Raw genomic sequence first — 24,983 nt, forward strand, 5'->3', positions numbered from 1 at the left:
CGGACTCCGCGGCCAGACCCGTCAGCTCGGCGAACTGGGCACGCGCCTCACGCAGCACCTCCACCGGCCTCGGCCGGGACGCCGACTCTCCTGAACCCTGCGACTCCGCGGTGTTTTCTCTCTTCACCATGGCCACCTCTTCTCCTCCGGGTGGCCGCAGGCTCCGCGACCAAACCTCCGCGGGTGCGGGTGTCCCTCACACACGGCGTCGAACTGCCGCGGGACCGCCGGTGCGCACCGTGCGCGCCTCGTCACTCACCGCACGACCGCTTCCTCCACCAGCAGCCGCGCGGCGGCCGCGATCGACTCGGCGTCGATGCCCGCGGCGTGCAGCTGCTCGGCGGGTGAGGCCGAGCCCGGCATCTCCCGGACGGCGAGCCGCACCAGGCGCGGCACCGGGCGTCCGTCGGTGAAGGCGTCGAGCACGGCGTCGCCGATGCCGCCCTCGGCGTGGTGGTCCTCCACGGTGAGCAGGCAGCCGGTGTCCTCGGCGGCCTTCCGGAGCGTGTCCCGGTCGACCGGCTTGACCGAGTACAGGTCGATCACCCGGACCGCGACGCCGTCCCGGCCGAGGGCGTCGGCGGCGGCAAGCGCCTCGTGCAGGGTGACGCCCGCGGCAACGACGGTCAGCCGGTCCCGTGCGGAGGAGCGCGGCACCTTGCTGCCGCCGACGGGGAACTCCTCCTCGGGCCCGTAGAGCACCGGGCTCGCCCCGCGCGAGGTGCGCAGATAGCGGACGCCGTCCAGGTCGGCCATCCGTGCGACGAGCTCGGCGGCCTGGTTGGCGTCGCACGGGTAGAGCACGGTCGAGCCGTGGACGGCGCGCATCATCGCCAGGTCCTCCAGGCCCATCTGGCTGGGCCCGTCCTGTCCGATCGCCGTGCCCGCGTGGGAGCCGTTGAGGTTGATGCCGGCGCCGCTGACGGAGGCCATCCGCACGAAGTCGTGCGCGCGGGTCAGGAAGGCCGCGAACGTCGAGGCGTACGGCACCCAGCCGCGCCGGGCCATCCCGACGGCGGCGGCGACCATCTGCTGTTCGGCGATGTAGCACTCGAAGTAGCGCTCGGGGTGTTCCTTGGCGAAGAACTCCGAGCGGGTGGAGTCGCCGACCTCGCCGTCGAGGGCCACGACGTCGCCGCGCGCGGTGCCGAGCGCGGCGAGCGCCTGGCCGTAGGCGTCGCGGGTGGCGACCTTTTCGCCCTTGTCCCAGCGGGGCAGTTCGAGGTTGCCGTCGCCCACGGCGTGCAGCGAACGGGCCGAGCGCGGTTCGTGCACGCGGACGCGGATGTCGCGGACGCCGCCCAGCTCCTCGACCGCCTCGTCGGGGTCCTTCAGCGGCTTACCGTGCAGGCCCTCACGGTCCTCGGCGTCCTTGACGCCCCTGCCCTTGAGGGTGCGGGCGATGATCGCGGTGGGCCGGCCCCGCGTGGAGATCGCCTCGCCGAAGGCGCGGTCCACGGCGTCCACGTCGTGACCGTCGATCTCGATCGTGTGCCAGTCGAAGGCGCGGAAGCGGCGGGCGTAGGCGTCCAGGTCGTGGCCGTGCCGGGTGGGGCCACGCTGGCCGAGCCGGTTGACGTCGACGATCACGGTCAGGTTGTCCAGGTGCTCGTACCCGGCGTGCTCGGCGGCCTCCCAGATCGAGCCCTCGGCCATCTCGCTGTCCCCGCACAGCACCCACACGCGGTAGTCGGCGTGGTCCAGCCGTTTGCCGGTGAGCGCGATCCCGACGCCGATGGGCAGGCCCTGTCCGAGGGATCCGGTGGCGGTCTCCACCCACGGCAGCCGTTGCGGGGTGGGGTGCCCTTCCAGGCGGCTGCCCAGCTTGCGGAAGGTGAGCAGTTCCGCGTCGTCGATGGCGCCCGCCGCCTTGTAGGCGGAGTACAGCAGCGGGGAGGCGTGTCCCTTGGACAGGACGAAGCGGTCGTTGCCGGGGTGCTCGGGCCGGTCGAAGTCGTAGCGGAGATGGTTCGCCAGCAGGACCGCCATGATGTCGGCGGCGGACATGGAGGACGTGGGGTGCCCGGAGCCCGCCGCGGCGGCGGCGCGCACGCTGTCGACGCGCAGCTGCTGGCCGAGTTCGACGAGTTCGTGGGTGTTCATGAGTCTCCTTCCGCGGGTATGTCGTCTCGCTTGACCGGGCCCGGGGCGGGGTGGGCTCCGCCGTGCGCGGCGTCGGCCTGCTCTCCCGGTCCGGAGCCGGCCGTCGTCCTCGCCGGCCGCTCGGGCCCGCCCGGTACGCGGGCAATCTCCGGGGAGGCCGTGTCCAGGGGCACGGACCAGGACCGTACGAGGCCCAACTGGACGGGCTGGCGCGGCAGTACGGCGTCCAGCAGCCAGTCCGCGGCCACCCGGACGCGATTGCCGGGCATCGCCGCGAGGTGGTAGGCGCGGGTGACCGCCGCGGCCACCGGCCCGGACAGCGGGACGCCGAGCGGGTCGGCGGCGGCCTGCGCACCGCCCAGGTCCACGACGAAGCCCAGGTCGCGGTGGCGGTAGGGGCGGGCCTCGCCGACGCCGAGCGAGGCGGCGACGTTGACCGCGGCGGTCCTGCCCTGCCGCCAGGCGTGCTGCGCGGTCATCGGGGTGTAGCGGCCGGGACGGTCCAGGTCGGGTACGGCGGCCGCGTCCCCGCACGCGAACACCTCCGGCCGCCCCGGCACCTGGAGGAAGGGGTCGACGACGAGCCGTCCCCGCTCCAGCGGGTGCCCGGTGCTCTCCACGAGCGGGTCGGGCCGTACGCCGACGCACCACACGAGCGTGCGGCTGCGGACGAACTCGCCGTCCGTCAGCAGCACCCCCTCGTGCGTGGCCTCCTTCACGGAGGTGCCCATGCGCACGTCGACGCCCCGCCCCCGCAACACGCGGTCGGCGGTGGCCGAGAGCCGTTCGTCCAGCTCGGGCAGCACGCGGGACGCGATGTCCAGCAGCAGCCAGCGGGGCCGGATGTCCTTCCGGAGCGGGTACCCGCGCACCAGCGAGTCGGTGAACGACTTCCCGTGCGCGGCGACCTCGGTCCCGGTGTAGCCCGCGCCCACGACGACGAAGGTGCAGCGGGCCGAGCACGTCTCGGGGTCGTCCTCGCTGCTCGCCAGTTCGATCTGGCGGGTCACGTGGTCCCGCAGGTACAGGGCCTCGGGCAGGCCGCGGAAACCGTGCGCGTGCTCGGCGACGCCGGGGATCGGCAGCAGCTTGTTGACGCTGCCGACGGCGAGCACCAGCCGGTCGTAGGCCAGCGTGCCCTCGCCGCCCTCGGGGTCGGTGCAGCGCACGGTGCGCGCGTCCATGTCGATGCCGTGGGCCTCGCCGAGGACCAGCCGTACGCGGCGCAGCGCGCCGGTGAGGGAGACGGCGGTCCGGCGCGGCTCCAGGAGGCCCACGGCGACCTGGGGCAGCAGTGGCAGGTACAGGAAGTAGTCGGTCGGGTTCAGCAGGGTGATGTCGGCCTTGCCCCGGGACATCCTGGACAGGGTCCGGGCCGTGCGGTAGCCGGCGAAGCCGGCACCGACGATCACAATGCGGGGTCGACTCACGGTTCGCCTCCGGCGCGGTCGCGTACCTGGGTGCGGGACCTCCGCGTCCCCCTGGCCGGGGCACCCAAACTTCTCCCGGCACCGGGTCGGCCGCCCGCGGCCGCCGCGGTGGGGACGCGGTCGGGCGCCCGGTGTCATGTCACGCTCCGACAGGTCCGAACGCGGGTCCGAACGCGGGCCCGAACGCAGCTTGGAACGCTGGTTGGAACGCGGGTCGGAACAGGACGGGAAACCCGGCGGGGAACGCGACGGGGTGTCAGGCCCGGTGGTCCGTTCCCGGGTCGGTCTCGCCGGGGCTTTCCGGCCGGATCGCTCCGGACGGAGGCGCGGGCGGCACCGGCGGCACGGGCGGGTGCGCCGCACCCGCCGCCCTGCCTGCCGTGCCCGCCGCGCCACCGGCCGTGCCCGCCCCGCCACCGGTGCCGCCCGCGGGCGGCACGCCCAAGTCGTGTCCGGCCGCGAGGTCCGCGGCGCGATCCGGGGTGCGATCCGCGGCGGGCCGCGCCGCCGACGGCCGGGCGGCCACGCGCAGCGCGTAGGCCGCCGCGCCCAGGATCGCCGCGGTGATCAGTGCGGCGGCCCAGCCGGGCAGCCCGATCGCGAGGGCCAGCCCCACGGCGAGCGCGAGAGCCGCGCCCGCGTACAGCGCGACGGCGCCGGACGCGGCGTACAGCGTGGCGGTGCGACGCCGCCTGCGGGTCTGTTCGCGCAGTTCGTCGCGCACCGTCTCTCGCGCCACCTGCGCCAGTTCGTCGACCAGTTGCTTGTCCAAGTGCTCCAGGTGATCCAAGCCCTTCATGGACCGCGAGTACCCGCACAGGCGTACGCATAACGCCGTCCGGGGATGTGGCGGAGGGGGTGGGCGTTCCGGGCGATCCGGTGAAACGATCATCTCCCCGGCCGGCCCCAACTACGCTCGTGCGCATGGAGATTCTGGGAACCAGCCTGCGCGTCTGCGTCAACGATCTGGACACCGCCGTCCCGTTCTACGAGGGTCTCGCGGGCGCCAGAGCTCTCCGCTTCGAACAGGGCGGCGTCCAGGTGGCCGCGGTCGGCTGCTTCCTGCTGATGAGCGGACCCGAGTCGCAACTGGAGGTGCTGCGCAAGGTGACGGCGACGATAGCCGTGGAGGACGTCGAGGAGGCCCACCGGGTGCTGACCGGGCTCGGCGCGCACATCGTCGCCGGGCCGGTCCCGACACCGGTGGGGCGCAACCTGATCGCCCTGCACCCGGACGGGTCGGTGTACGAGTACATGGACCGCCGGGGCTGAGCGGGCGCGGCGATATTCCGTGGTCGGCGCGTCGCGGGCGCCGTAGAGTCGGCCGGTCGACCCCCATGGCCCATGGCCGGGCGTGAAGAAGTACGGAGATCCGATGAGCGAGCAGCACACCTACCGGGTGATCGTCCGGGGCACCTGGGACGCACTGACCGACGAGGCCCGGGAACGGCTGCGCGCGGAGGCGGACGAGCACGGCATGCTCAGCATGCGGTTCACCGAGGAGGGCTCGCTGTCGTACGAGCCGTCCCCGCTGAAGCACTTCTCGATGCGCTACGTCGTGGTGTGCGACGCGGAGGACGGCGAGGAGATGGCGGCCGCGATCGCGGAGGACCGCGCGGAGACCGCCCTGCGCGGTCTCGGATACGGCTTTCGTGACCTGCGGTCGACCGTCACGGACCTGGACACCATGAAGGTCAACTTCAAGCGCGCATCTCGGCGGTGAGCGCCCACCGCTCGTGATCGCGCCAGGCCCCGTCGATGAAGAGCATGTCCGGCGAGAAGCCCTCCAGGCGGAAGCCGCAGGCGCGGGCCAGCGCGATCGAGGCGGTGTTCAGCGGCTGCACGTTGATCTCCAGCCGGTGCAGCCGCATCGGGCCGAAGGCGTACCCGATGACGAGGCCGAGGCCCTCGCGCATCAGGCCCCGCCCGGCGGCGTGCGCGAAGGCGCCGTAGCCGAGCGCTCCGGACCGGAAGGCGCCGTGCACGATGTTGTTGATGTTGACGAACCCGGCGAGGGCGTCCGCGTCCTTCTCGCAGACCAGGAAGCCGGCCCTCGCCGGATCCTCGATCAGCCGCCGGGCGTAGGCGGCGTACGCCTCGGCGGTGGCCGGGGGGAAGAGCCACGGGCGGTGGAGGTCCTCGCTCTCCCGGACCCGGGCGGTGAACTCGGCGCCGTCCTCCTGGGTGAAGGGGCGGATGCCCACGTGGGGCCCCTCGGCGAGGAAGCGGGCTGCGGTGTGTGGCATACCGTCACCCTACGCGCGGCACGCGCCCGGCCGCGGCGCGGTCAGCGCAGGGCGGGCTCGTCCAGCGTCAACGTGCCCTCGTCGGCGTCGAGTTCGGCCGCGACGCCGAAGGGAACCGTCACCGCGCCCTCGCAGTGACCGAAGCCGAACTCCTCGGCGACGGGCACCCCGAGTCCGCCGAGCCGGTCGGCGAGCAGGGCCCGCACCCGGTCCGGGGTCTCGCAGTCCTTCCAGGAGCCGAGCAGCACCCCGCGCACCCCGTCGAGCCAGCCGGCCCGCAGCAGCTGGGTGAGGTAGCGGTCCAGGCGGTAGGCCTCCTCGCCCACGTCCTCCAGGCACACCAGGCCGCCGGCCGCGCCGGGCCGCGCGTGCGGTGTGCCGAGGTCGGCGGCGAGCAGTGCCAGACAGCCGCCGAGGGTGACGCCCCGGGCCCGGCCGGGGACCAGGGCCGGTCCGCCGGAGGCGATCGTGCGGACCGTCTCGGGCGCGAACAGGGTCGCCCGCAGATGCCGCTGTGCCCGGTCGTTCTTGACGAAGTCGACACCGGCGGCCATCGGCCCGTGCAGCGTGACCAGGCCCAGGCGGGTGGCGAACGCCTCGTGCAGCGCGGTGATGTCGCTGAAGCCGACGAACACCTTCGGGCCGGCCGCCCGCATGGCCTCCCAGTCGAGCAGGTCCACCATGCGCTGCGCGCCGTAGCCGCCGCGGGCGCACAGCACCGCGTCCACGGACGGATCGCACCAGGCGCCCTGGAGGTCGGCGGCGCGGTCGCCGTCCGTACCCGCCAGGTAGTCGAACGTCCCGTGCCGGGCCGTCACGTGCGGTGCCACCACCGGATCCAGGTCCCAGCCGCGCAGCACGTCCAGGCCCGCCTGCAACCGTTCCTCGGGCACGGGCCCGCTGGGCGCGACGACGGCCACACGGGCGCCGGGGGCGAGCCGGGTGGGGCGGACGAGTTCCTTCACCAGGTTCCTCCAACGCTGCCCCAGTCTCCGGGCCGGGGCGGGGGTACCGCCCACTTGATCGAGTAGGCTGTGCTCTGTGCGTTGCGAGTACCAAGCGCGTACGACGTGCTGAGCGAGAACCAAGCCAGCACACCAACCTCCAATCTTTGGGGAAACCGGGCTGGTTCCAACCCGGCTGGTGTTGAGAGCGTCAGACTCGTCCGCTCGCTGAGCGCACGAGCAGCTTGAGCCAGGAATCTCCTTGCTTCGGCTGGGAGAGGGTTCAAGTGCCGAGCTCCAGGGTGGGGATGCCGGCCGGGTCCAGGCCGAAGACCTGAGCGTACAGCGACAGCTCCGCCTCCAGTGCCCGCACCAGGGTGTCGGCCCGGCGGAAGCCGTGCCCCTCGCCCTCGAACGCGAGGTACGCGTGCGGCACCCGCCGGCCGTCCAGCCGGGCGAGGAACCGCTCGCACTGGGTCGGCGGGCAGATCACGTCGTCCAGGCCCTGGAGCAGCAGGAAGGGCGCCGTGATCCGGTGGGCGTGCTCGGCGGGCGAGCGCTCGGCGTACCGGCCGGGCACCTCGGCGAGCGGCCCGACCAGGGACTCCAGGTACTGCGACTCGAAGTCGTGGGTCTCCCCGGTGCCCCAGCCGGTCAGGTCGAGGATCGGGTAGCTGATCGTGCCGCAGGCGTACACGTCGGTCGTGGTCAGGGAGGCCGCCGTGGTCCAGCCGCCCGCGCTGCCGCCCCGGATCGCCAGCCGGGCGCGGTCGGCGGTGCCCTCGTCGGCGAGGGCGAGCGCGACGGCCGCGCAGTCCTCGACGTCGACGACGCCCCACTGCTCGCGCAGCCGGTTGCGGTACTCGCGGCCGTGCCCGGTGGATCCGCCGTAGTTGACCTCGGCGACCCCGATGCCGCGCGAGGTGAAGTAGGCGATCTCCAGGTCGAGCACGAGAGGCGCCCGGCTGGTGGGTCCGCCGTGCGCCCACACGACGTACGGGGGCAGCTCGCCGGCGGGCGCCACGCACTCGGGGTGGTGCGGCGGATAGATGTGGGCGTGGACCTCCCGGCCGTCCGGCCCGGTGAAGGTGCGGATCCGCGGCTCGGGGTAGTAGGCGGGGTCGACCGGGTCGTCGTGGGCGGCGCCGATCACCCGCGCCCGGCCCGTGCGGGTGTCCAGCTCGACGACCTCGTACGCGCTGCGGGGGCTGGCGGCCACCGCGACGACCCGGTCGCCGTGGACCACCGGCGCCGCGTCGAACTCCGTCCAGGGGCCCGCCGTGTCGACGACCTCGCCCGTCTCCGGGTCGAGCACGCCGAGGGCGGTGGCGCCGCGACCGTGCACGACCGCGATCAGACCGCACTCCAGCGGCGCGAACCAGCGCTGGCCCAGCTTCCACAGCGGGCCGCCGAACTCCTCCTCGCGGACGCACAGGGGCTCACCGTCGCGGTAGAGGTTCCACCAGCCGCTGCGGTCGCTCGCGTACAGCAGTGAGCCGTCGGCTGCCCAGTCCGCCTGGGCGATGGACTCCTCGGGGCCGCCCGCCACCGTGCGGGGCGCGCCGAACGAGCCGTCGGCGCGCACCTGAGCCACCAGCAGCTCCGTGCCGTCCCACGGCATCCGCGGGTGGTCCCAGGCCAGCCAGGCCGCCCGCCGCCCGTCGGGCGAGAGCCGGGGGCCGGTCACGAACCGGTGCCGGTCGTCGGAGAGTTCGCGCACCGCGGCCCGGCCCCCGGCCGCCGAGCCGTCCAGCGGTACGGCGGCCAGGACGCGCCGTACGTCGCTGGGCGCCTCCCCGGTGAACTCCTCCAGCACGCACCACACCTCGCCGTGTTCCAGGCGCAGTTGGGGTTCGGCCCAGCGCAGTCCGCCGCCCACCGCCGAGAGCGGGGTGAGCGGGCGCGGCTCGCCGCCGGGCTCGTACCGGTACAGCCGCTGGTCGGCGAAGTTCACGAACACCAGCAGCGGCACGCCGTCCACGACGGCTCCCGCCCAGGGCCGGCCGCCGTACTCGATGACGCGGCTGCGCACGTTCCACGGCTCGGGCAGCACCGTGGACTGCGAGCCGTCGGCGTGCCGCCGTACCAGCGCCCGGCGTCCGCCCTCGGCAGGCCGCGGCTCGGTCCACCACACCTCGTCGCCGACGAATCCCGGGAACTCCGGCCTGCCGTCGTGCGCGGCGGCGAGGGCCGCGTCGACGGGCGAGGGCCAGGAACCGCAGGGCAGGGTGCGCATGTTTTCCCCCATGGGCTCAGGCGGTCCGCAGGAAGCGGTCCAGGACGCGGACGCCGAAGTGCAGCGCCTCGACGGGGACGCGCTCGTCGACTCCGTGGAACAGGGCGTTGTAGTCGAAGCCGTCGGGCAGCTTCAGCGGCGAGAACCCGTACCCGGTGATGCCCAGCCGGGAGAACTGCTTGGCGTCGGTGCCGCCGGGCATGCAGAACGGCACGACATGGCCCTCGGGCGCGAACTCCTCGACGGCGGCCCGCATCGCCGCGAAGGCCGGCGAGCCGACCGGCGACTGGAGCGCCACCTCGCGGTGCAGGAACTCCCAGTCCACGTCCGGGCCGGTCAGTTCGTCGAGGGTGGCGCGGAACTCCTCCTCGCCGCCGGGCAGATACCGCCCGTCGACGTGGGCGACAGCCTCCCCCGGGATCACGTTGATCTTGTAACCCGCCTCGAACATGGTGGGGTTGGCGCTGTTGCGCAGCGTCGCCTCGACCAGCCGGGCGGCCGGGCCCAGCTTGTCCACCAGCGCGTCGACGTCCCGCAGGTCCGCCTCGACGCCGTACAGGGCGGCGAGTTCGGTGAGGGCCGCGCGCACGGTCGGGGTGAGCCGCACGGGCCACTTGTGGGCGCCGATCCGGGCGATCGCCGCGGCGAGCCGGGTCACCGCGTTCTCCCCGTTGACCCGGGAGCCGTGGCCGGCCCGTCCGCGTGCGGAGAGCCGCAGCCAGGCGGTGCCGCGCTCACCGGCGGCGATCGGGTAGATCTGCCGTCCGGTGCCGTCGTGGAAGGTGTACGCCCCCGACTCGCTGACGCCCTCGGTGCAGCCCTCGAACAGCTCCGCGTGCCGGTCGGCGAGGAAACCGGCGCCGTCCTCGGCGCTCGCCTCCTCGTCGGCGGTGAAGGCGATCACCACGTCCCGCCGCGGCCGCAGCCCCTGCCGGGCCCAGGCGCGGACCACGGCGAGGATCATCGCGTCCATGTTCTTCATGTCGATCGCGCCCCGGCCCCACACGACCCCGTCGCGGACCTCGCCGGAGAACGGGTGCACGCTCCAGTCCTCGGCGCGGGCCGGGACCACGTCCAGGTGACCGTGCACGAGCAGCGCGTCCGCCGACGGGTCGGTGCCCTCGATCCGCGCCACGACGTTGGTCCGGCCCGGGGTGCGCTCCAGGAGCACCGGTTCCAGGCCCGCCCCGGCGAGCCGCTCGGCGGCGTACTCGGCCGCCGGGCGCTCCCGGCAGTCGCCGCCGCCCCGGTTGGTGGTGTCGATGCGGATCAGGCCGGACGTGAAAGCGACGACCTCGTCCAGCGCCTGCGCGTCAGCCATACTGCTCCTCGATCGCGGACGAGGCGATCGTGGTGACCGCCTTGAAGGTGCGGATTGCCTCGTGCATGGTGGCGCTGGTGTAGGCCACCTTGCGCTCCCCGATCCGGCTCACTCCCGGCACGACGGTGCAGGCCATGGCGAGGTGCTCGGCGTCGAACTCGACCGCGACGGTGAACGGGCCTCCCCTGACCGGTTCGTGACGGACCGCCAGCCCGGCCGCCTGCTTGGCCGCCGCGCGGATGTCGGCCGCGGTGCGGGCCGGCGTGCGGCACACGGCCGCGTACCGCGACACATGGTCCTTCACCGCGACCTTGAGCGCCTCGGGCGCGTACCCGAGGGCGTCCTCGCAGGCCACGTCGTCCCCGGTGACCAGCACCACCGGCACCCCGTACTCGGCGACCACATGGGCGTTGAGCAGCCCCTCGCTGGCCCGTACGTCGTTCAGCCACACCCCCGTGATGGAGTTGGCGAGATAGGTGTGGGCGAGGACGCCCTCCATGCCGGCGCCCGCGTGATAGCCGACGAAGGCGATGCCGTCCACGTCACCGTGCTGCACGCCCTCCACCATGGACAGCGACTTGTGCCGTCCGGTGAGCATCTGCGCCCGCTCGTCCAGTCGTTCGAGGAGCAGGTTGCGCATGGTCCAGTGCGCCTCGTTCACGAGGACCTCGTCGGCTCCCCCGTCGAAGAAGCCGCGTACGGCCGCGTCGACGTCCGAGGTGAACATCGCCCGGCACCGCTCCCACTGCGGCGTCCCCGGCAGCACGTCGGCAGGCCAGGTGACACCGGTGGCGCCCTCCATGTCGGCGCTGATGAGGATCTTCATGGAGCGTCACGTTACGCGCCGATCAGCGAACCGGCTACGGAGAGGCGGTGAAAGTCGGCGGGTGGGCGAACGGCGGGACACATCCCTCTCGCCCCCGGCGCCCCGGGCACCGGGGGATGCCGGGGACGGGCGTGACGGGCGGTGCGGTCCTCAGCGTTCCAGGAAGTCGAAGAGGTCTTCCCAGCTCTGGGTGATGACGTCCGGGTCGAACCGGTGGGCGCTGCGCAGGGCCTCGTCGCCCATCGTGTCGCGCAGCCGCTCGTCGGCCATCAGGCGCACAAGGTGGCGGGCGAGTTCGGAGGTGTTGCCGGGGCGGGCGAGCAGGCCGTTCTCCTCGTGGGCGACGATCTCGCGGACGCCGGGCGCGCAGTCGAACGCCACGCACGGCACACCGGTCGCCATGGCCTCCAGCAGGACCAGCGGGAAGCCTTCGCCGCGGGAGGCCTGGACGAAGACGGAGGACGCGCGCAGCGCGCCGGGCACGTCGTCGGTCTGCCCGGCGAAGTCGACGGAGTCCTCCAGGCCGAGTTCCGCGCACTGCCGCTTGAGCTCCGCCTCGGCCTCTCCCCTGCCGTAGACGCGCAGGGTCCAGCCGGGCTGCTTCGGCACGGCCTCGGCCCAGGCGTCCAGGAGCATGTCGACGCCCTTCTCGTGGGAGAGCCGGCCGACGTTCACCACGACCTTCTCGGTGCGTGGCGAGGGCGCGTCGGGCACGATGGACAGCGGGTTGGGCATGAAGCCGACGTTGTTCATGCCCTCGACCCCCCAGCGGTCGGCGTCCTCCCGGGTGAGTGCCAGCAGCCGGTCGACGTCCTTGAAGTACTTCTTCACGCGCGCGAAGCGGGACGACTTGCGGGACGTCTCGTAGGACTCGTGGGTCATGCCGATGACACGGTGCCCCGCGGTGTCCGCGAGGGCCACCCACTCCATCGCCCACACCTGGGGAACGATGATCATCGCGCCGGGCCGGGCGTCCCGGAACAGCGACGAGAGCCGGCTCGCGGCGCTCCGCATGTGGGTCTCGTGGCGGCGCAGCGCCGGGTCGAAGCGGCCGAGCAGGCGGCGCGGCCTGGGCCGGCCCGGCGGACGCCGGGCGTACAGCGTCACGGTCCGGAACGGCGGCTGGTCGCCGAGGGCCATCGGATGGTTGGGCGGGGCGACGCCGACGACGGTGACCCGGTGTCCGCGCTCGGCCAGCAGCCCGGCCATCTGGATCTGCCAGCGGCACACACCGCCGAGTTCGTTGACCTCGTTGGCCACGAAGAAGATGTCGCGCTGGGTCATCGGGTCTCTCCTGCGGGGCCGAAGAACCGGTCCACGATCTGCGCCGCGGCGTCCCCGCGGTCGTACTCGCCGTACTTGTCGACGAACTCCTTCAGCCGTGCCTCGTACTTCGACTGCACGGTGCTCAGGTCGCCGATCACCGCGAACAGTTCGTCGTCGGTGCGCGGGACGGGGCCCGGTGCCTCGGCGAGCAGGTCGAAGTAGGTGCCGCGGGTGTCCTGGGCGTACTCCTCCCAGTCGTGGGCGTGGAACACGATGGGGCGCCGGAGCAGCGCGTAGTCGAACATCACCGACGAGTAGTCGGTGATCAGGCAGTCGGCGAGCAGCAGCAGCGGGGTGATGTCCGGTTCGGCGCTGACGTTGATCACGCGTCCCGCGACCGACGGCGGCAGGGTGAGCCGGTTCAGGTAGTGCGCGCGGACGAGGAGGGTGTGGTCGTCGCCGAAGCGGGCGGCGAATTCCTCGATGTCGAAGGGGAACTCGAAGTCCCGTACGCGGCCGTCGGGATGCGTGCGGAACGTCGGCGCGTACAACAGCACCCGCCGGTCCGGGGCGAGGCCCAGCCGCTCGGCCAGCCGCTGTGCGTCGGCGGGCAGCGGTGCCCCCTCACGCACCCGCACCAGGGCGTCGTTGCGCGGGTAGCCGGTGCGCAGCAGCTTCTCCTCGGGGATGCGGTAGGCGCGGGCGAGGGTGCGCACGTCGTGCTCGCCGCGGACCACGAAGTGGTCGAAGCGGTCCAGCGCCTGCTGGTAGGAGCGCTGCTCCGGCTCGGACAGCATCCGGTAGGTGGGCTCGTCGAAACCCATCCGCTTCAGCGCCGAGCCGTGCCAGGTCTGGATGTACGTCGTCTCCGGGCGTTTGGCGAGCCGCAGCGGGTAGCCCTGGTTGTCGATCCAGAACTCCGCCTGGGCGAGCGCCTTGAGGTAGCGCCAGGACCAGCGGCGCACCAGCTCCACGTCCTGCGGGAAGCCCGTGGGGCGCTCGCCTGCGTACGACCAGATCGGGGTGATCGGCGTCTTGCGGCGGCGCAGTTCCTCGAAGATCGCGCGCGGGCTGTCGCTGTACTGCTTGCCGAGGTGGCTCTCGAAGACGACCGTGCCCTTGCGGACGGGCAGTCTGCGCAGCATGCGGTCGTAGACCTGGACCTTGCGGGTGCCGGAGTTCAGGTCGCGGCGCACGGCCCGCAGCGTGCGGTAGGCGCGCTTGGCGGCCCGCGCGGGGCGCCCGTGCAGATTGCGCTCCACGGCGGCGCGGCCGGTGCGGGAGAGCCGGCCCTCCTGGGTGAGCCGGAAGGCCAGGTGGCCCTTGGCGGACACCTGCGCCTCGAGCCGGTCGGCCATGAGCCGGGTCAGGCGGGGCCGGACGGGCAGGGACTCGGCGTTCTCCAGGTCGACGGCGCCGACGGTGAGCCGGCTGGTGGTGCGCTTGCCGCCGGCGGTCAGGTGCAGCCGGACGTCCCACACGTCGTCGATGATGCCGAGTGGTCTGAGCCGCCGGGCCAGCGGCACCTGGGCCCGCCAGGCGATCACGTCGCCCTCGTGGCGCGGGGCCGGCACCGGGAAGCGGAAGGTCTGGAGGCTGCGGCGGCGGGCCCGGAACTCCAGCTCGGCGCCGAGCTCGGCGCCGGGGTCGATGGTGTGCAGCGGGTTGACGATCTCGCCGGCGAGCACCACGTCGCCGCCGTGGACCGCGTACTCGGTCAGCCGGTTGCGCAGGGCCATCCGGTTCAGCGGCCTGGCGTGGTAGCCGAGGGTGGTGACGTCCAGGACGGCGCGCATGTCGGGGTCGTCGAGGTAGCGGTCGGTCCAGTAGACACGGCCGCCCCGCTCGGCCAGCGGTGCGGAGATCTTGTGCCGGTTGATGAGGGTGTCGATGGCCGGCATCAGGTCGGTCCAGTCCTCGCGCAGCAGCAGCTGGGCGCAGATGGCGTGGACGCGGTCGAGCTCGGCGTAGGCGGCCTCGGGGAAGTCCTGGACGTAGCCGCGGGCCAGTTCGGCGAAGCGGTGGCGGTAGTCGTCGTCGAGGAAGGGCAGATCCCGCAGGTACAGCACCAGGTCGTGCTTGAGGAACTTGATGTCCTTGCGCAGCTTCAGCTCGTCCTGGCCCTGGCGGTCCAGGATGGCGTCGATACGGCGGTGGATCTCGACCCGGTCGGCGAAGTTGCTGATCTCGCCGCGCCGGTTGCTGATCGACTTGACGGCGGTCTTCTGGACGACGTTCCAGTGGTAGACCGTGTTGGGGATGAGGGTGATCCGCTGCGCGGCCAGATAGGCCTGCGCGGAGAAGAGCAGGTCCTCGTAGTGGATGCCGCGGGGGAAGGCGAGCTCGTTGTCGATCAGGAACCGGCGCCGGTAGCACTTGTTGGTCGACAGGGTGTCGAAGACGAACAGGTCGGGCAGCTCTGCGACGGAGTCCAGCGTGCGGGTGCTCTGGTACAGCCAGGGGTACCAGAGCACGCGCTTGTCGTGCCGGCTGTCGGTGTGAACCCGGACACACAGGCCGGAGACGAGGTCGGCGCCGGTGCGGTCGGCGGCCTCGATCATGTTGCGGCAGGCGTTCCGCTCCAGGGTGTCGTCGCTGTCCAGGAACATCACGTACCGGCCGCGGGCCACCCTGACGCCCTGGTTGCGGGGCTCTCCGCAGCCGCCGCTGTTCTCCGGGAGCCGGATCGCCCGCACCCGGTCGGGGTGGGCCGCGGCGAGCGCCTGCGCCACCTCGTGGGAGCCGTCCGTCGAGCAGTCGTCGGCGATGACCACCTCGACATTGCGAAGTGTTTGCTCGAGGACGGAACCCACGGCTGTCGGAAGTCGCTCTTCGTCGTTGTAGACGATGACGACGACACTGACGTCCGGCTCCGGCGCGACGATCGACACGGCCACCTCTCGTCTTTGTTCCGTTCGGTCTGCGGGGGGGGGTGGGCGTAACCCTACAGCGTGTAGGGACAACTTCGGCTCCCACCCCCTTCAAACTACGCCAATGCGACAATACGCCGTCCCACTGACACGCAGAGCACGACCGTCGGGCCGGTCAGTGGGTGCGGCCCGCCACGAACCACCGCGACGGCAGCTCGATACGGGTCCCGTCGGAGGTGAACTCGGTGGTGACCAGGGGCATTTCGCCGCCCGCCAGGACGGTGAGGCCGGCCGAGCGGAGGTACTCCGGCACGGCGGCGTCGGCGACTTCGCCGGGCGCGATGCCGTGCCGCAGGACCGGGGCGAGCTTGGGCGGCGGACCCGCGGGGCCCCGCGCCAGTCCGCCCAGGACCAGGCGGGCGGACTCGGACGGTTCGACGAGGAAGACCCGGCCGCGCGTGCCGAGGAGGGCGGCGATGCCGTCGGCGAGTGCCTGCCGGTCGTCCGGATCGCACTGGTGCAGCACGCCCCGCACGTACACGTTCGCGTCACCCAGCTCGGCGTGCAGCGTCTCCGCCTCGCTCTTGTCGGTGGCGTCCAGCACCCGGTACGCGGACCGGCCAGCGCGGTCGCCGCGCCGGGCGTGCTCGACGGCCGCCGCGGCGATGTCGACGCCGACGACGTGCCCGAGGCGCTCGGCGAGGAAACGGGTCTGGGTGCCGTTGCCGCACCCCAGGTCGACCAGGGGGAGCGCCGGTTCGGCCAAGTGCGGTCGGAGCAGCGGCAGATGGAGAGCGGCGGTCACCTCGGGCCCGGCGTCCCAGAACACCGACCCCGGCTCCTCGGACGCCTCGCTCCAGAACCCCTCCCACGCCTGCCGGTACCGGCTCGTCGCACTCATGCCCAACTCCCCTGCGAGACAGCCTTGTTCCGTCACAATCGACGGGTTCCTCCGGTCTACCGGCCAAGGCCCGGCCGCCACAACCACCGGGTGAGGGGGCGGGACCGGACTCTCGGACGGTGACGTGCCGGGGCGAGTCACCGGCGGGGCAGGGCGAGTTCGAACCAGACCGTCTTGCCGGTGTTCGTACGGCTCGTCCCCCACTCCCGGGCGAGGGTGCTGACCACCCGCAGGCCCCGGCCGGACGCGTCGGCCGGCCCGGCGCTCAGCAGGGTGGGCAGGTCGTGGTCGTCGTCCTCCGCCTCGCACAGCAGGGTGTCGCCACGGACGAGGCGCAGTTCGACGGGCCGGCCGCGGGAGTGCCGTACGGCGTTGGTGACCAGCTCGCTGACCATCAGCTCGGTGGGGTCGGTCAGCCGGGCCAGGCCCCATTCGCGCAGTTGCTCACGGACCACGGCGCGGGCCCGGCCCACCTCGGCGGGATCGCGGGCCAGACGCCACTCGGCGACGTCGTCCGGCTCGATGCCGTTCAGGCGGGCCATCAGCAGCGCCACGTCGTCCTTGCGGCCCCCGCGCGTGTTCAGGGCGCGGATGATCGTGTCGCAGGCGTCGTCCACGGACGCGGCCGGGTGGGCGGCGGACTCGCACAGTGCGGCGAGACCCACACCGATGTCCTCGCCGCGCACCTCGACCAGCCCGTCGGTGCACATCACCAGCCGGTCGCCGGGCCGCACGGGGACGCGTACCGCCTCGAAGGGCACTCCGCCGACGCCGATGGGCGCCCCCGTGGGCAGGTCCAGCAGCTCGCTGCGGCCGTCGCCCGCGCGCACCAGGACGGGCGGGACGTGTCCGGCGTTGGCGAGGTGCACCTCGCCCGCGATCGGGTCGTACACGGCGTACAGGCACGTCGCCAGGTAGGTGTCGCCGAGCCGCTGCGCGAGGTCGTCCAGGTTGCGCAGCAGCTGGGCGGGCGGCAGGTCGAGCGCGGCCATGGTCTGCACGGCCGTACGCAACTGCCCCATCATCGCGGCCGAGTTCAGTCCGTGCCCCATGACGTCGCCGACGACCAGGGCGGTGCGGGCCCCGGGCAGCTTGACCGAGTCGAACCAGTCGCCGCCGACCCGGCCGAGCAGCGTGCCGGGCAGATAGCGGGTGGCGATGTCGCAGCCCGCCATCCGCGCCGGGATGCTCGGCAGCATGCTGTCCTGGAGGGTCTCGGCGACGCTCTCCTGGTACGTGTACATGCGCGCGTTGTCGAGCACGAGGCCGGCGCGGGCGGCGAGCTCGGCGCCGGTGACCCGGTCCATGTCGTTGAACTCGGCGCGCTCCGGGTGGCGCAGCAGGATCATGAAGCCGAGGACGACGTCGCGCGCCTTCAGCGGTACGACGAGCATCGAGCGGTGGGTGATCAGCGGCCGGATGTCACGCTTCTCGAACTGCGAGGCGATGGCGTGGCCCGCCTCCTCGCTGATCCGCGGCACGAGCACGGGCTCGCCGGAGGTCATGCACTGGAAGAACGGCGTGTGCGCCGGGAACGGCATGGCCTCGCCGACCGGCACGACGTCGTCCCAGCGGCCCGGTTCGTCGTTGTGCTCGACGGCCACCCGGTGCCACATGGTCCTGGTGTCCGGCACGCCCTCCGGGAACCCCTCCCCGGCGACGACCTGCTCGCGCAGATAGGTGCCGGCGACGTCGGTGAAGCGCGGGACGACGGCCCGGCTGACCTCGACGATGGTCCGCTCGAGGTCGAGCGAGGTGCCGATCCTGCCGCTGACCTCGTTGAGGAACTCCAGGCGCTCGCGTACGGCGGCGTACTCGAGGTCCTCGCCCTCGTCGTCGGCCGCTTCCTCCGGTAAGAGCGGTCCCTGTGCCGCCGCCCGCGCGGCCCGCTCCCGGCGCGACCTGCGTCCGACCCGCCGCGGCACACCCCAGTCGGGGGTGACGGGCACCCGGTCGTTCTGGCTGAACTCCAGTACGGGATAGCCCAGTTCGAGCACCTGCGCGACGATGCGGGCGCTCTCGCCGACGCTCATGCTGGGCAGGATCTCGGGCAGCCGGCGCGCGAGTTCGTCGGCGCCGGGGAAGTCGGTGTGCAGGGCGAAGGCCGGCGCGATGCGCTCGAACGCGCGCTCCTCCCCGGCAGCGCGGTCCGCGTCCCCGTGCCCGTGCCCGTCGTCGTGGCGCAGCCCGTCCGCGTCGGCGGCGAGTACGAGGAGCCGCTCCCGCCCGGGGCCGACCAGGGGGTACGCCCACCACAGGACGTCCACCCGGTCCCTTTCCGGCCCGGCGAGCCGGGCCCGGCCGGCGGCCGGGTAGGACAGCCGTCCGTCCAGTGAGGACTCCAGACCGGGCCCGAGCCCGTCATGGCCGCCGTGGGACCGGTGGGGAGCGTCGTCCGCCTCGTCGGGCAGGGCGCCGGAGACGGGCAGCAGATCGGACGCCGGCCTGCCGATCGCCTCTTCCTTGGCCCTGCCGAGCAGCCGCCCCGCGCCCCTGCTCCAGTGCGACACCAGGCCGTCGTGGTCGACCACGACCACGGCCAGCGGGACCCGTCCGGCCGGGACGTCCGCCGCCACCGCGCGGCCCCCGGTTCCGCGCCCCGGAGGTACGTCCCTTTCGGTGCCACGGTCCATGACCCCAGGCCCCTCTCCCCACGGCTCCCCAAGATCTGTTCCCCCGGGAACCACGGTACGGGGACGGCCCGTCACGATGTGCGGCAACAAGCGAATTGGCGTCAGGGGGGAGCGCACCGGTGCGCGGTGCGCTCCCCCCTGACGAGCCGCTCAGTCCTCGTGCCCGAGCTGGAGATCCCGTTCCGTGCGTCCTCCGCCCGCCACCTGGAGGACCGTGGCGACGGGCGGGTAGCCGGCCGCGATCACGGTGTACTCGCCGGAGGACAGATCGACGAACCGGAACGTCCCGTCGGGTCCGGTGGTGAGCGTGTCGACGACGTTGCCCGCGGCGTCGAGGAGGGTGACGCGCGCGTCCTCGACGGGCCGCCCGCCACTGGCCCGGACGGTCCCGCGCAGCACGGCCCCGCCCGCGAGCTCGACGTCCTGGCGAGTCTCCCGCGCGGCCTGCACGCTGACCGGCAGCGCGGCCGGGCGGAAGGCGGGGGCGCTGGCGGCGAGGGTGTACTCCCCGGCGACGAGTTCGGTGATGGCGTAGCCGCCCTCGCGCCCGCTGCGGGTGCTGGCGACGACCTCGCCGTGCACATTGGTCAGGGTGACGGTGGCGTCGCGCACGGGGCTGCCGTCGGCGGTGCGCACGGTGCCGGTGAGGCGTCCTGCGCCGCCGAGGACGACGTCGAGTTCGACGGGCCGCTCGCCGACGGTCACGGAGACGGCCTGAGGCTGGTGCCCGCCGGCCGCGGCGATCAGGACGTACGAGCCGGTGCCCGGCGTGGACAGCGCGTACCGCCCGTCGTCGCCGCTCGCGCCCCGGCCGATCTGCTGTCCCGCGACGTCGATCAGGGTGAGCGCCGCGCGGGGCACGACCGTGCCGTCCGGATGCTGCACGGTGCCGCAGACGGGCACGCCGGCGGCGAAGGGTGAACGGGCCTGCGGCACGGTGGGGTTCGGCGGCGGGGTCTCCGGGTCGGTCACATGGGCGTTGTGGGACACCAGTGGTCTCTCCTTGAGGAAGAAGGCGATGAGCAGGCCGAGGACGAGCACCGGCACCAGGTAGAGGAAGATCCGCGGCATGGCGTCCGCGTACGCCCCCACGTAGGCGTCGCGCAGGGCCGGCGGCAGTGCCCGCACGGCCTGCGGGGTGATCGACTCGGGGTCGGGGAGGGCGGCACCCGCGCGCGTGGGGACGCGGTCGCGCAGGGCGTCGGTGAGCCGGCCGGCGAACAGGGTGCCGAAGACGGCGGCGCCCACGCTGCCGCCGATCTGCCGGAAGTAGTTGTTGGCGCTGGTCGCCGTGCCGAGGTCGGCGGGGCGCACCGAGTTCTGCACGGCGAGCACCAGCACCGGCATCACCAGGCCGATCCCGGCGCCGAGTACGGCCATCCAGACGCTGTACTGGAGCCGCGACGTGTCGACTTCGAGCCGGGACAGCAGCCACATGCCGAGTGCGGACAGGGCGCTGCCGAGGATGGGGTAGATCCGGTAGCGGCCGGTGTGGCTGATGAGCTGCCCGGAGACGATGGACGCCCCCACGATGCCGCCCATCATGGGCAGCATCAGCAGTCCGGACTCGGTGGCCGAGGCGCCGTCGACCATCTGGAGGAAGGTGGGCAGGTAGCTGGCCGCCCCGAACAGCGCGACGCCGACGACGAGTCCGACCAGGCCGCTGACGTTGAAGACGGAGTCGCGGAACAGCCTGAGCGGGATGAGGGGTTCGGCGGCGAAGCGCTCGGCGACGAGGAAGAGCGCGGTGGCGGCGACGGCGCCCGCGCCCAGCCCCAGGATGACCCGTGAGCCCCAGGCGTACTCGGTGCCGCCCCAGCTGGTCAGCAGCACCAGGCAGGTGGAGGCGGCGGCCAGCAGCAGGGCGCCCGGCACGTCGAAGCGAGCCTTGACCCGTGGCCTGGGCAGCTTCAGCACGACGGTGATCACGGCCAGGGTGACCAGGCCGAACGGCACGTTGATGTAGAAGCACCACCGCCAGGACAGGTGGTCGGTGAAGTAGCCGCCGAGCAGCGGCCCGGCGACGGAGGCGAGGCCGAAGGCCGCGCCGATCAGTCCCATGAACCGGCCGCGCTGCCGGGGCGGCACGATGTCCGCGATGATGGCCTGCACACCGATCATCAGTCCGCCCGCGCCGATGCCCTGCACGGCGCGGAAGGCGATGAGCTGGTCCATGGTCTGCGCCCGTCCGGCGAGCGCGGAGCCGGCGACGAAGACGGCGATGGCGAACTGGAAGACGCCCTTGCGGCCGATCAGGTCGCCGAGCTTGCCGTAGACGGGCAGGCCGACGGTGGCGGTGAGCAGGTAGGCGGTGATCGCCCAGGACATCCGGTCCAGGCCGTGCAGCTCGCCGACGATCTTCGGCAGCGCGGTGGCGACGATCATCTGGTCGAGCGCGGCCAGCAGCAGCGCGAGCATCAGCCCGACGAAGACCAGCCGCACCCGGCGGGGGCCGAGCCGCGGGGCGGGGGCCGGCGGCGGGGCGGGGATTCTGGGGGGCGCCGCGACCGGCTCGTCCTGCACCAGAGTGATCCCGCCCACGTACCGCTCCCTCGTCGCACCTGCCGCACGATTGCCGCGCAATGCGACAACTGCGGACAAGGCGACGAGTTACGGCGGGCCTCCGGTCCGAGGGGAGATCCACTCGAACCGGTGAGGAGCCAACGGGGCCCGTCGGCAGAGGAGTTGCCCCGGAAGGGCTACTTCTCGACCTCGGTGGCGAGCTTGGCGAGCATCGCGTCGTAGATCCGGGCGAGGCCCTTGGGGGCGAACGTCCGCTCGAAGAAGCCGCCGATGCCCCCGGCGCCCTTCCAGGTGGTGGTGATCACGACGCGGGACTTGCCCTCGCCGGCCGGGGTGACGCGCCAGACGGTGACCATGGTGGAGTTGCGGTCCTTCTCGACCAGCTCGCCGTCGGTGGGCTCGGACACCTCCATCAGGCAGTCGCGGACCCGCTTGCTCGTGGCCTGGAGCTTCCAGTGGACGAGGGTGCCCTCGCCGTCGCCGCCCTCGCGCACCTCGTACTCGCTGAACTGCTCGGGCAGCACCTTCGGGCGGGTGCCGCTGTAGTCGGCGACCGCGTCGAACACCGTCTCCGCGTCGGCGGCGACGACCCGCTCCGTAGTGGCCTCGACCTGCGCCATGGCTTCCTCCAGGACATCCGTTCTCAGGCTTGGGCCAAGCCAATCACCCCGCCGCCCGGGCCCCCAAATCGGGGCCCGGCAAGTGATCGGACACGGCACAGCGGGCGATCGGGAACGGCGTCCGTACGGTCACCCGCACGATCAAGGGAACATGTGTTCTATTCTGTGGTGAGCACTACCGAGGAGGCGCCATGCGCTGGGACAACCTCACCGCGGCCCCGGGGAACTCCGGGGACTCCGGTCACAGCCGGGCCGACGCCGCGCTCTTCGGGGCGGACGCGGTCACCACACGTACCTTCGACACTCCCGAGTTCCGCGGGATCACCTTCCACGAGATCCGGGCCCGCTCGATCATCAACCGGGTGCCGGGCGCCTCGCGCATGCCCTTCGAGTGGACGGTCAACCCGTACCGCGGCTGTACGCACGCGTGCGTGTACTGCTTCGCACGCAAGACGCACAGCTATCTGGACCTCGACACGGGCATCGGCTTCGACACGCAGATCGTGGTCAAGGTGAACGCCCCGGAGCTGCTGCGCCGCCAGCTGGCCTCGCGCCGCTGGCACGGCGAGCACATCGCCATGGGCACGAACGTGGACTGCTACCAGCGGGCCGAGGGGCGCTACCGGCTGATGCCGGGCATCCTGAGCGCGCTGCGCGACCACGCGAACCCCTTCTCGATCCTGACCAAGGGCACGCTGATCCTGCGCGACCTGGACCTGCTCACCCAGGCGGCCGAGGTCACCGACGTGGGCGTCTGCGTCTCGGTCGGCTTCACCGACAACGAGCTGTGGCGCACCGTCGAGCCGGGCACCCCCGCGCCCGAACGGCGCCTGGACGTCGTACGCACCCTCGGGGAGCACGGCATCGGCTGCGGGGTGCTGATGGCGCCGGTGATCCCGTTCCTGAGCGACCGGCCGGCCCAACTGCGAGACGCCGTAAGGGAGATCGCGGCAGCCGGGGCCACCTCCGTCACCCCGCTGGTGCTGCATCTGCGGCCCGGCGCCCGCGAGTGGTTCATGGCCTGGCTCGAACAGCACCACCCGCACCTCGTGCGCCATTACGAGCAGCTGTACGCCGAGGGCGCCTACGCCCCCAAGTGGTACCAGCGCCGGATCACCCGTCAGGTGCACGAACTGGCACGGGAGTACGGGATCGGCCCGGCGCGCGCGGGAGCGGCCCGCCGCATCCAGCCGACCGAGCCGACGCCACCCCCTATGCCCGAACCGACTCAACTCACGCTCATTTGAGATCGTTCGAGCGCATCACCCGGCCCAATTGGGTCAAGAATTGTCAGAACGCGTTCTTCCGCTAGTTCTTTCCGGGACGATGCGGCGAGCACCGCGAGACCGCGGTGCGCAGCCTCTCCGTCCTGGGAGGACTTATGAGAAGAAGCGCCGCCGTGCTGTGCGGTGCCGCCGTCGTCATGGCCGGATCCCTCACGGCCGTCCCCGCCGACGCGAGCACGCCGCATCCCGCCGCCGCATCCGCCGCATCCGCCGCCAAGGTCACCTGGAAGAAGTGCGGCACCGCCAGTTATCCGACCCTCCAGTGCGGGTCCTTGAAGGTGCCGCTCGACTACAGACATCCGTCCGGGAAGAAGATCACGCTGGCGCTGTCCCGCGTCCCGCACACCGCCAAGACCTACCAGGGCCCCCTGCTGGTCAACCCCGGCGGTCCCGGCGGCAGCGGCCTCTCGCTCGCCGGTTTCGTCGCCTCCTCCCTGCCCAAGAAGGTCGCGGCGCAGTACGACGTCATCGGCTTCGACCCTCGCGGCGTGGGCAGGAGTTCCCCGGCGCTCGACTGCAAGCCGGGTTCCTTCAACCCCGTGCGCCCGGACTCGGTGCCGAACACGCCCGCCATCGAGAACGCCAACCTCGCGCGCGCGAAGTCCTTCGCCGCCGCCTGCGGCAAGAAGTACGCGAGCGTGCTGCCGCACATCAACACGGTCAACGCGGCGACCGACATGGACTCGATCCGCCGGGCCCTCGGCGCGAAGAAGATCAATTACTTCGGTTACTCCTACGGCACCTATCTCGGCGCGGTGTACGCCAAGCTCTTCCCCGAGCGGGTGCGCCGGCTGGTCCTCGACTCGATCGTGGACCCGACGGGCGTCTGGTACGAGGACAACATCCAGCAGGACTACGCCTTCGAGAGCCGTCAGCAGGCCTTCATGGCATGGGTCGCGAAGCACGACTCGACCTACAGGCTGGGCACGGACCCGGCGAAGATCGAGGCCAAGTGGTACGCGATGCGGGCGGCGCTCGCCAAGAAGCCCGCGGGAGGCAAGGTCGGCGCCTCCGAACTGGAGGACACCTTCATCCCGGGCGGCTACTACAACGGCTACTGGCCCTACCTCGCCCAGGCGTTCGCGGCGTACGCGAACGACAAGAAGACCGCGCCGCTGGTCCAGGCGTACGAGAACTTCGCCACCGTGGACGCCTCCGGCGACAACGGCTACAGCGTCTACACCTCCGTGCAGTGCCGTGACACCTCGTGGCCGCGGGACTGGCGGCAGTGGCGCAAGGACAACTGGGCCGTGTACGACAAGGCGCCGTTCATGACCTGGAACAACGCCTGGTACAACGCACCCTGCGCCTTCTGGCCGGTCTCCTCCAAGCGTCCGGCGAACGTCGCCAACAGCAAGCTGCCGCGGGTGCTGCTGTTCCAGGCGACCAACGACGCGGCCACCCCGTACGAGGGCGGTGTCACGGTGCACCGGCTGCTGCGGAACTCCAGCCTGGTGGTGGAACAGGGCGGCGGCAACCACGGCATCACGCTGAGCGGGAACGCCTGCCTGGACAAGTACCTGGCGACGTACCTGACCAACGGCAAGGTGCCGCGCGGGCACGGTGTCGCGGACGCGGTGTGCCGGCGGCTGCCCGACCCGAAGCCGCTGAGCGCGGCGGCGTCCGCCGCGGCCGCCTCCCCGTCCGGTGCCTCACGCGGGGCGGCGCTGCACGACCTCGTCCGCTTCCGCGGCTGAGCGGCCGAACCGGCTACGCCGGGCCGCCGCAAGCGGTCTGACGGTCCGTCGGGGGCGGTGACCGGTTCGTGGTTGCCGGAC

Annotated in this window: 18 protein-coding genes; 4 read left to right on the forward strand and 14 right to left on the reverse strand. The window is 72.6% G+C overall.

Annotated features, from left to right (window positions below; translation table 11 throughout):
- Positions 1-255: 255 nt before the first annotated feature.
- The 3 genes from ACWC91_RS37420 to ACWC91_RS37430 form a co-directional block, all read right to left on the reverse strand.
- Positions 256-2,103 carry a transketolase gene (locus ACWC91_RS37420; protein WP_450641717.1) on the reverse strand — a complete coding sequence of 616 codons (1,848 nt, stop codon included), beginning with the start codon at positions 2,101-2,103 and terminating at the stop codon, positions 256-258.
- Positions 2,100-3,533 carry an NAD(P)/FAD-dependent oxidoreductase gene (locus tag ACWC91_RS37425; RefSeq protein ID WP_450641715.1) on the reverse strand — a complete coding sequence of 478 codons (1,434 nt, stop codon included), beginning with the start codon at positions 3,531-3,533 and terminating at the stop codon, positions 2,100-2,102. Before ACWC91_RS37425 ends, ACWC91_RS37420 begins: the two co-directional genes overlap by 4 nt.
- A gap of 256 nt (positions 3,534-3,789) precedes the next feature.
- Positions 3,790-4,332, reverse strand: coding sequence for a phage holin family protein (locus tag ACWC91_RS37430; RefSeq protein ID WP_450641714.1), 543 nt, complete (start codon positions 4,330-4,332; stop codon positions 3,790-3,792).
- Positions 4,333-4,457: 125 nt separating this feature from the next.
- On the opposite strand from ACWC91_RS37430, the gene ACWC91_RS37435 reads away from it, so the two are divergent.
- Positions 4,458-4,805, forward strand: coding sequence for a VOC family protein (locus ACWC91_RS37435; RefSeq protein WP_141356764.1), 348 nt, complete (start codon positions 4,458-4,460; stop codon positions 4,803-4,805).
- Positions 4,806-4,908: 103 nt separating this feature from the next.
- Positions 4,909-5,256: a DUF6204 family protein gene (locus ACWC91_RS37440; protein ID WP_141356765.1), complete on the forward strand. Its 348-nt coding sequence runs from the start codon at positions 4,909-4,911 to the stop codon at positions 5,254-5,256.
- On the opposite strand, the gene ACWC91_RS37445 is transcribed toward ACWC91_RS37440, so the two are convergent.
- The 11 genes from ACWC91_RS37445 to ACWC91_RS37495 all read right to left on the reverse strand — a co-directional run bounded on the left by ACWC91_RS37445 (position 5,234) and on the right by ACWC91_RS37495 (position 21,919).
- Positions 5,234-5,779 carry a GNAT family N-acetyltransferase gene (locus ACWC91_RS37445; protein WP_225081013.1) on the reverse strand — a complete coding sequence of 182 codons (546 nt, stop codon included), beginning with the start codon at positions 5,777-5,779 and terminating at the stop codon, positions 5,234-5,236. The two genes, ACWC91_RS37440 and ACWC91_RS37445, sit on opposite strands and share 23 nt — an antisense overlap.
- Before the next feature lie 41 nt (positions 5,780-5,820).
- Positions 5,821-6,744 carry a S66 peptidase family protein gene (locus tag ACWC91_RS37450; RefSeq protein WP_225081014.1) on the reverse strand — a complete coding sequence of 308 codons (924 nt, stop codon included), beginning with the start codon at positions 6,742-6,744 and terminating at the stop codon, positions 5,821-5,823.
- Positions 6,745-7,006: 262 nt separating this feature from the next.
- Positions 7,007-8,959: an LpqB family beta-propeller domain-containing protein gene (locus ACWC91_RS37455; protein ID WP_376505160.1), complete on the reverse strand. Its 1,953-nt coding sequence runs from the start codon at positions 8,957-8,959 to the stop codon at positions 7,007-7,009.
- A gap of 16 nt (positions 8,960-8,975) precedes the next feature.
- Positions 8,976-10,280 carry a M20/M25/M40 family metallo-hydrolase gene (locus tag ACWC91_RS37460; RefSeq protein ID WP_450641712.1) on the reverse strand — a complete coding sequence of 435 codons (1,305 nt, stop codon included), beginning with the start codon at positions 10,278-10,280 and terminating at the stop codon, positions 8,976-8,978.
- A complete protein-coding gene (locus ACWC91_RS37465) occupies positions 10,273-11,106 on the reverse strand; it encodes a M55 family metallopeptidase (protein WP_225078175.1) in 834 nt (277 codons plus the stop codon). Before ACWC91_RS37465 ends, ACWC91_RS37460 begins: the two co-directional genes overlap by 8 nt.
- A gap of 150 nt (positions 11,107-11,256) precedes the next feature.
- Positions 11,257-12,390: a glycosyltransferase gene (locus ACWC91_RS37470; RefSeq protein ID WP_225078176.1), complete on the reverse strand. Its 1,134-nt coding sequence runs from the start codon at positions 12,388-12,390 to the stop codon at positions 11,257-11,259.
- Positions 12,387-15,263 carry a bifunctional glycosyltransferase/CDP-glycerol:glycerophosphate glycerophosphotransferase gene (locus ACWC91_RS37475; RefSeq protein ID WP_376505165.1) on the reverse strand — a complete coding sequence of 959 codons (2,877 nt, stop codon included), beginning with the start codon at positions 15,261-15,263 and terminating at the stop codon, positions 12,387-12,389. Before ACWC91_RS37475 ends, ACWC91_RS37470 begins: the two co-directional genes overlap by 4 nt.
- A 154-nt stretch (positions 15,264-15,417) precedes the next feature.
- Entirely contained in the window at positions 15,418-16,143 is a 726-nt protein-coding gene (locus ACWC91_RS37480; protein WP_225078178.1) for a class I SAM-dependent methyltransferase, read from the reverse strand.
- 137 nt (positions 16,144-16,280) lie between these two features.
- Positions 16,281-18,776 carry a SpoIIE family protein phosphatase gene (locus ACWC91_RS37485; protein WP_450641709.1) on the reverse strand — a complete coding sequence of 832 codons (2,496 nt, stop codon included), beginning with the start codon at positions 18,774-18,776 and terminating at the stop codon, positions 16,281-16,283.
- Between the two features lie 150 nt (positions 18,777-18,926).
- Positions 18,927-21,317, reverse strand: coding sequence for an MFS transporter (locus ACWC91_RS37490; protein WP_376505170.1), 2,391 nt, complete (start codon positions 21,315-21,317; stop codon positions 18,927-18,929).
- A 158-nt stretch (positions 21,318-21,475) separates the two neighbouring features.
- Entirely contained in the window at positions 21,476-21,919 is a 444-nt protein-coding gene (locus tag ACWC91_RS37495) for an SRPBCC family protein (RefSeq protein ID WP_225078181.1), read from the reverse strand.
- Between the two features lie 191 nt (positions 21,920-22,110).
- Between ACWC91_RS37495 and ACWC91_RS37500 the strand changes: the two genes are divergently transcribed.
- Together ACWC91_RS37500 and ACWC91_RS37505 are read left to right on the forward strand one after the other, a co-directional pair.
- Positions 22,111-23,166, forward strand: a complete 1,056-nt coding sequence (locus ACWC91_RS37500; RefSeq protein WP_225078182.1) for an Rv2578c family radical SAM protein — start codon at positions 22,111-22,113, stop codon at positions 23,164-23,166.
- A gap of 134 nt (positions 23,167-23,300) precedes the next feature.
- On the forward strand, positions 23,301-24,902 hold the full coding sequence (locus tag ACWC91_RS37505; protein WP_281156608.1) for an alpha/beta hydrolase: 1,602 nt from the start codon (positions 23,301-23,303) through the stop codon (positions 24,900-24,902).
- The last annotated feature ends 81 nt before the right edge of the window (positions 24,903-24,983 follow it).

The organism is Streptomyces sp. NPDC001204, assembly GCF_053598035.1.

What these genes read in the sequence shown, in the direction of transcription:
- ACWC91_RS37445 (WP_225081013.1), bottom strand. Translation starts at nt 5,779, where the DNA reads ATGCCACACACCGCAGCCCGCTTCCTCGCCGAGGGGCCCCACGTGGGC.
- ACWC91_RS37420 (WP_450641717.1), bottom strand. Translation starts at nt 2,103, where the DNA reads ATGAACACCCACGAACTCGTCGAACTCGGCCAGCAGCTGCGCGTCGAC.
- ACWC91_RS37430 (WP_450641714.1), bottom strand. Translation starts at nt 4,332, where the DNA reads ATGAAGGGCTTGGATCACCTGGAGCACTTGGACAAGCAACTGGTCGAC.
- ACWC91_RS37470 (WP_225078176.1), bottom strand. Translation starts at nt 12,390, where the DNA reads ATGACCCAGCGCGACATCTTCTTCGTGGCCAACGAGGTCAACGAACTC.
- ACWC91_RS37440 (WP_141356765.1), top strand. Translation starts at nt 4,909, where the DNA reads ATGAGCGAGCAGCACACCTACCGGGTGATCGTCCGGGGCACCTGGGAC.
- ACWC91_RS37455 (WP_376505160.1), bottom strand. Translation starts at nt 8,959, where the DNA reads ATGCGCACCCTGCCCTGCGGTTCCTGGCCCTCGCCCGTCGACGCGGCC.
- ACWC91_RS37495 (WP_225078181.1), bottom strand. Translation starts at nt 21,919, where the DNA reads ATGGCGCAGGTCGAGGCCACTACGGAGCGGGTCGTCGCCGCCGACGCG.
- ACWC91_RS37435 (WP_141356764.1), top strand. Translation starts at nt 4,458, where the DNA reads ATGGAGATTCTGGGAACCAGCCTGCGCGTCTGCGTCAACGATCTGGAC.
- ACWC91_RS37500 (WP_225078182.1), top strand. Translation starts at nt 22,111, where the DNA reads ATGCGCTGGGACAACCTCACCGCGGCCCCGGGGAACTCCGGGGACTCC.
- ACWC91_RS37465 (WP_225078175.1), bottom strand. Translation starts at nt 11,106, where the DNA reads ATGAAGATCCTCATCAGCGCCGACATGGAGGGCGCCACCGGTGTCACC.
- ACWC91_RS37480 (WP_225078178.1), bottom strand. Translation starts at nt 16,143, where the DNA reads ATGAGTGCGACGAGCCGGTACCGGCAGGCGTGGGAGGGGTTCTGGAGC.
- ACWC91_RS37485 (WP_450641709.1), bottom strand. Translation starts at nt 18,776, where the DNA reads ATGGACCGTGGCACCGAAAGGGACGTACCTCCGGGGCGCGGAACCGGG.
- ACWC91_RS37505 (WP_281156608.1), top strand. Translation starts at nt 23,301, where the DNA reads ATGAGAAGAAGCGCCGCCGTGCTGTGCGGTGCCGCCGTCGTCATGGCC.
- ACWC91_RS37460 (WP_450641712.1), bottom strand. Translation starts at nt 10,280, where the DNA reads ATGGCTGACGCGCAGGCGCTGGACGAGGTCGTCGCTTTCACGTCCGGC.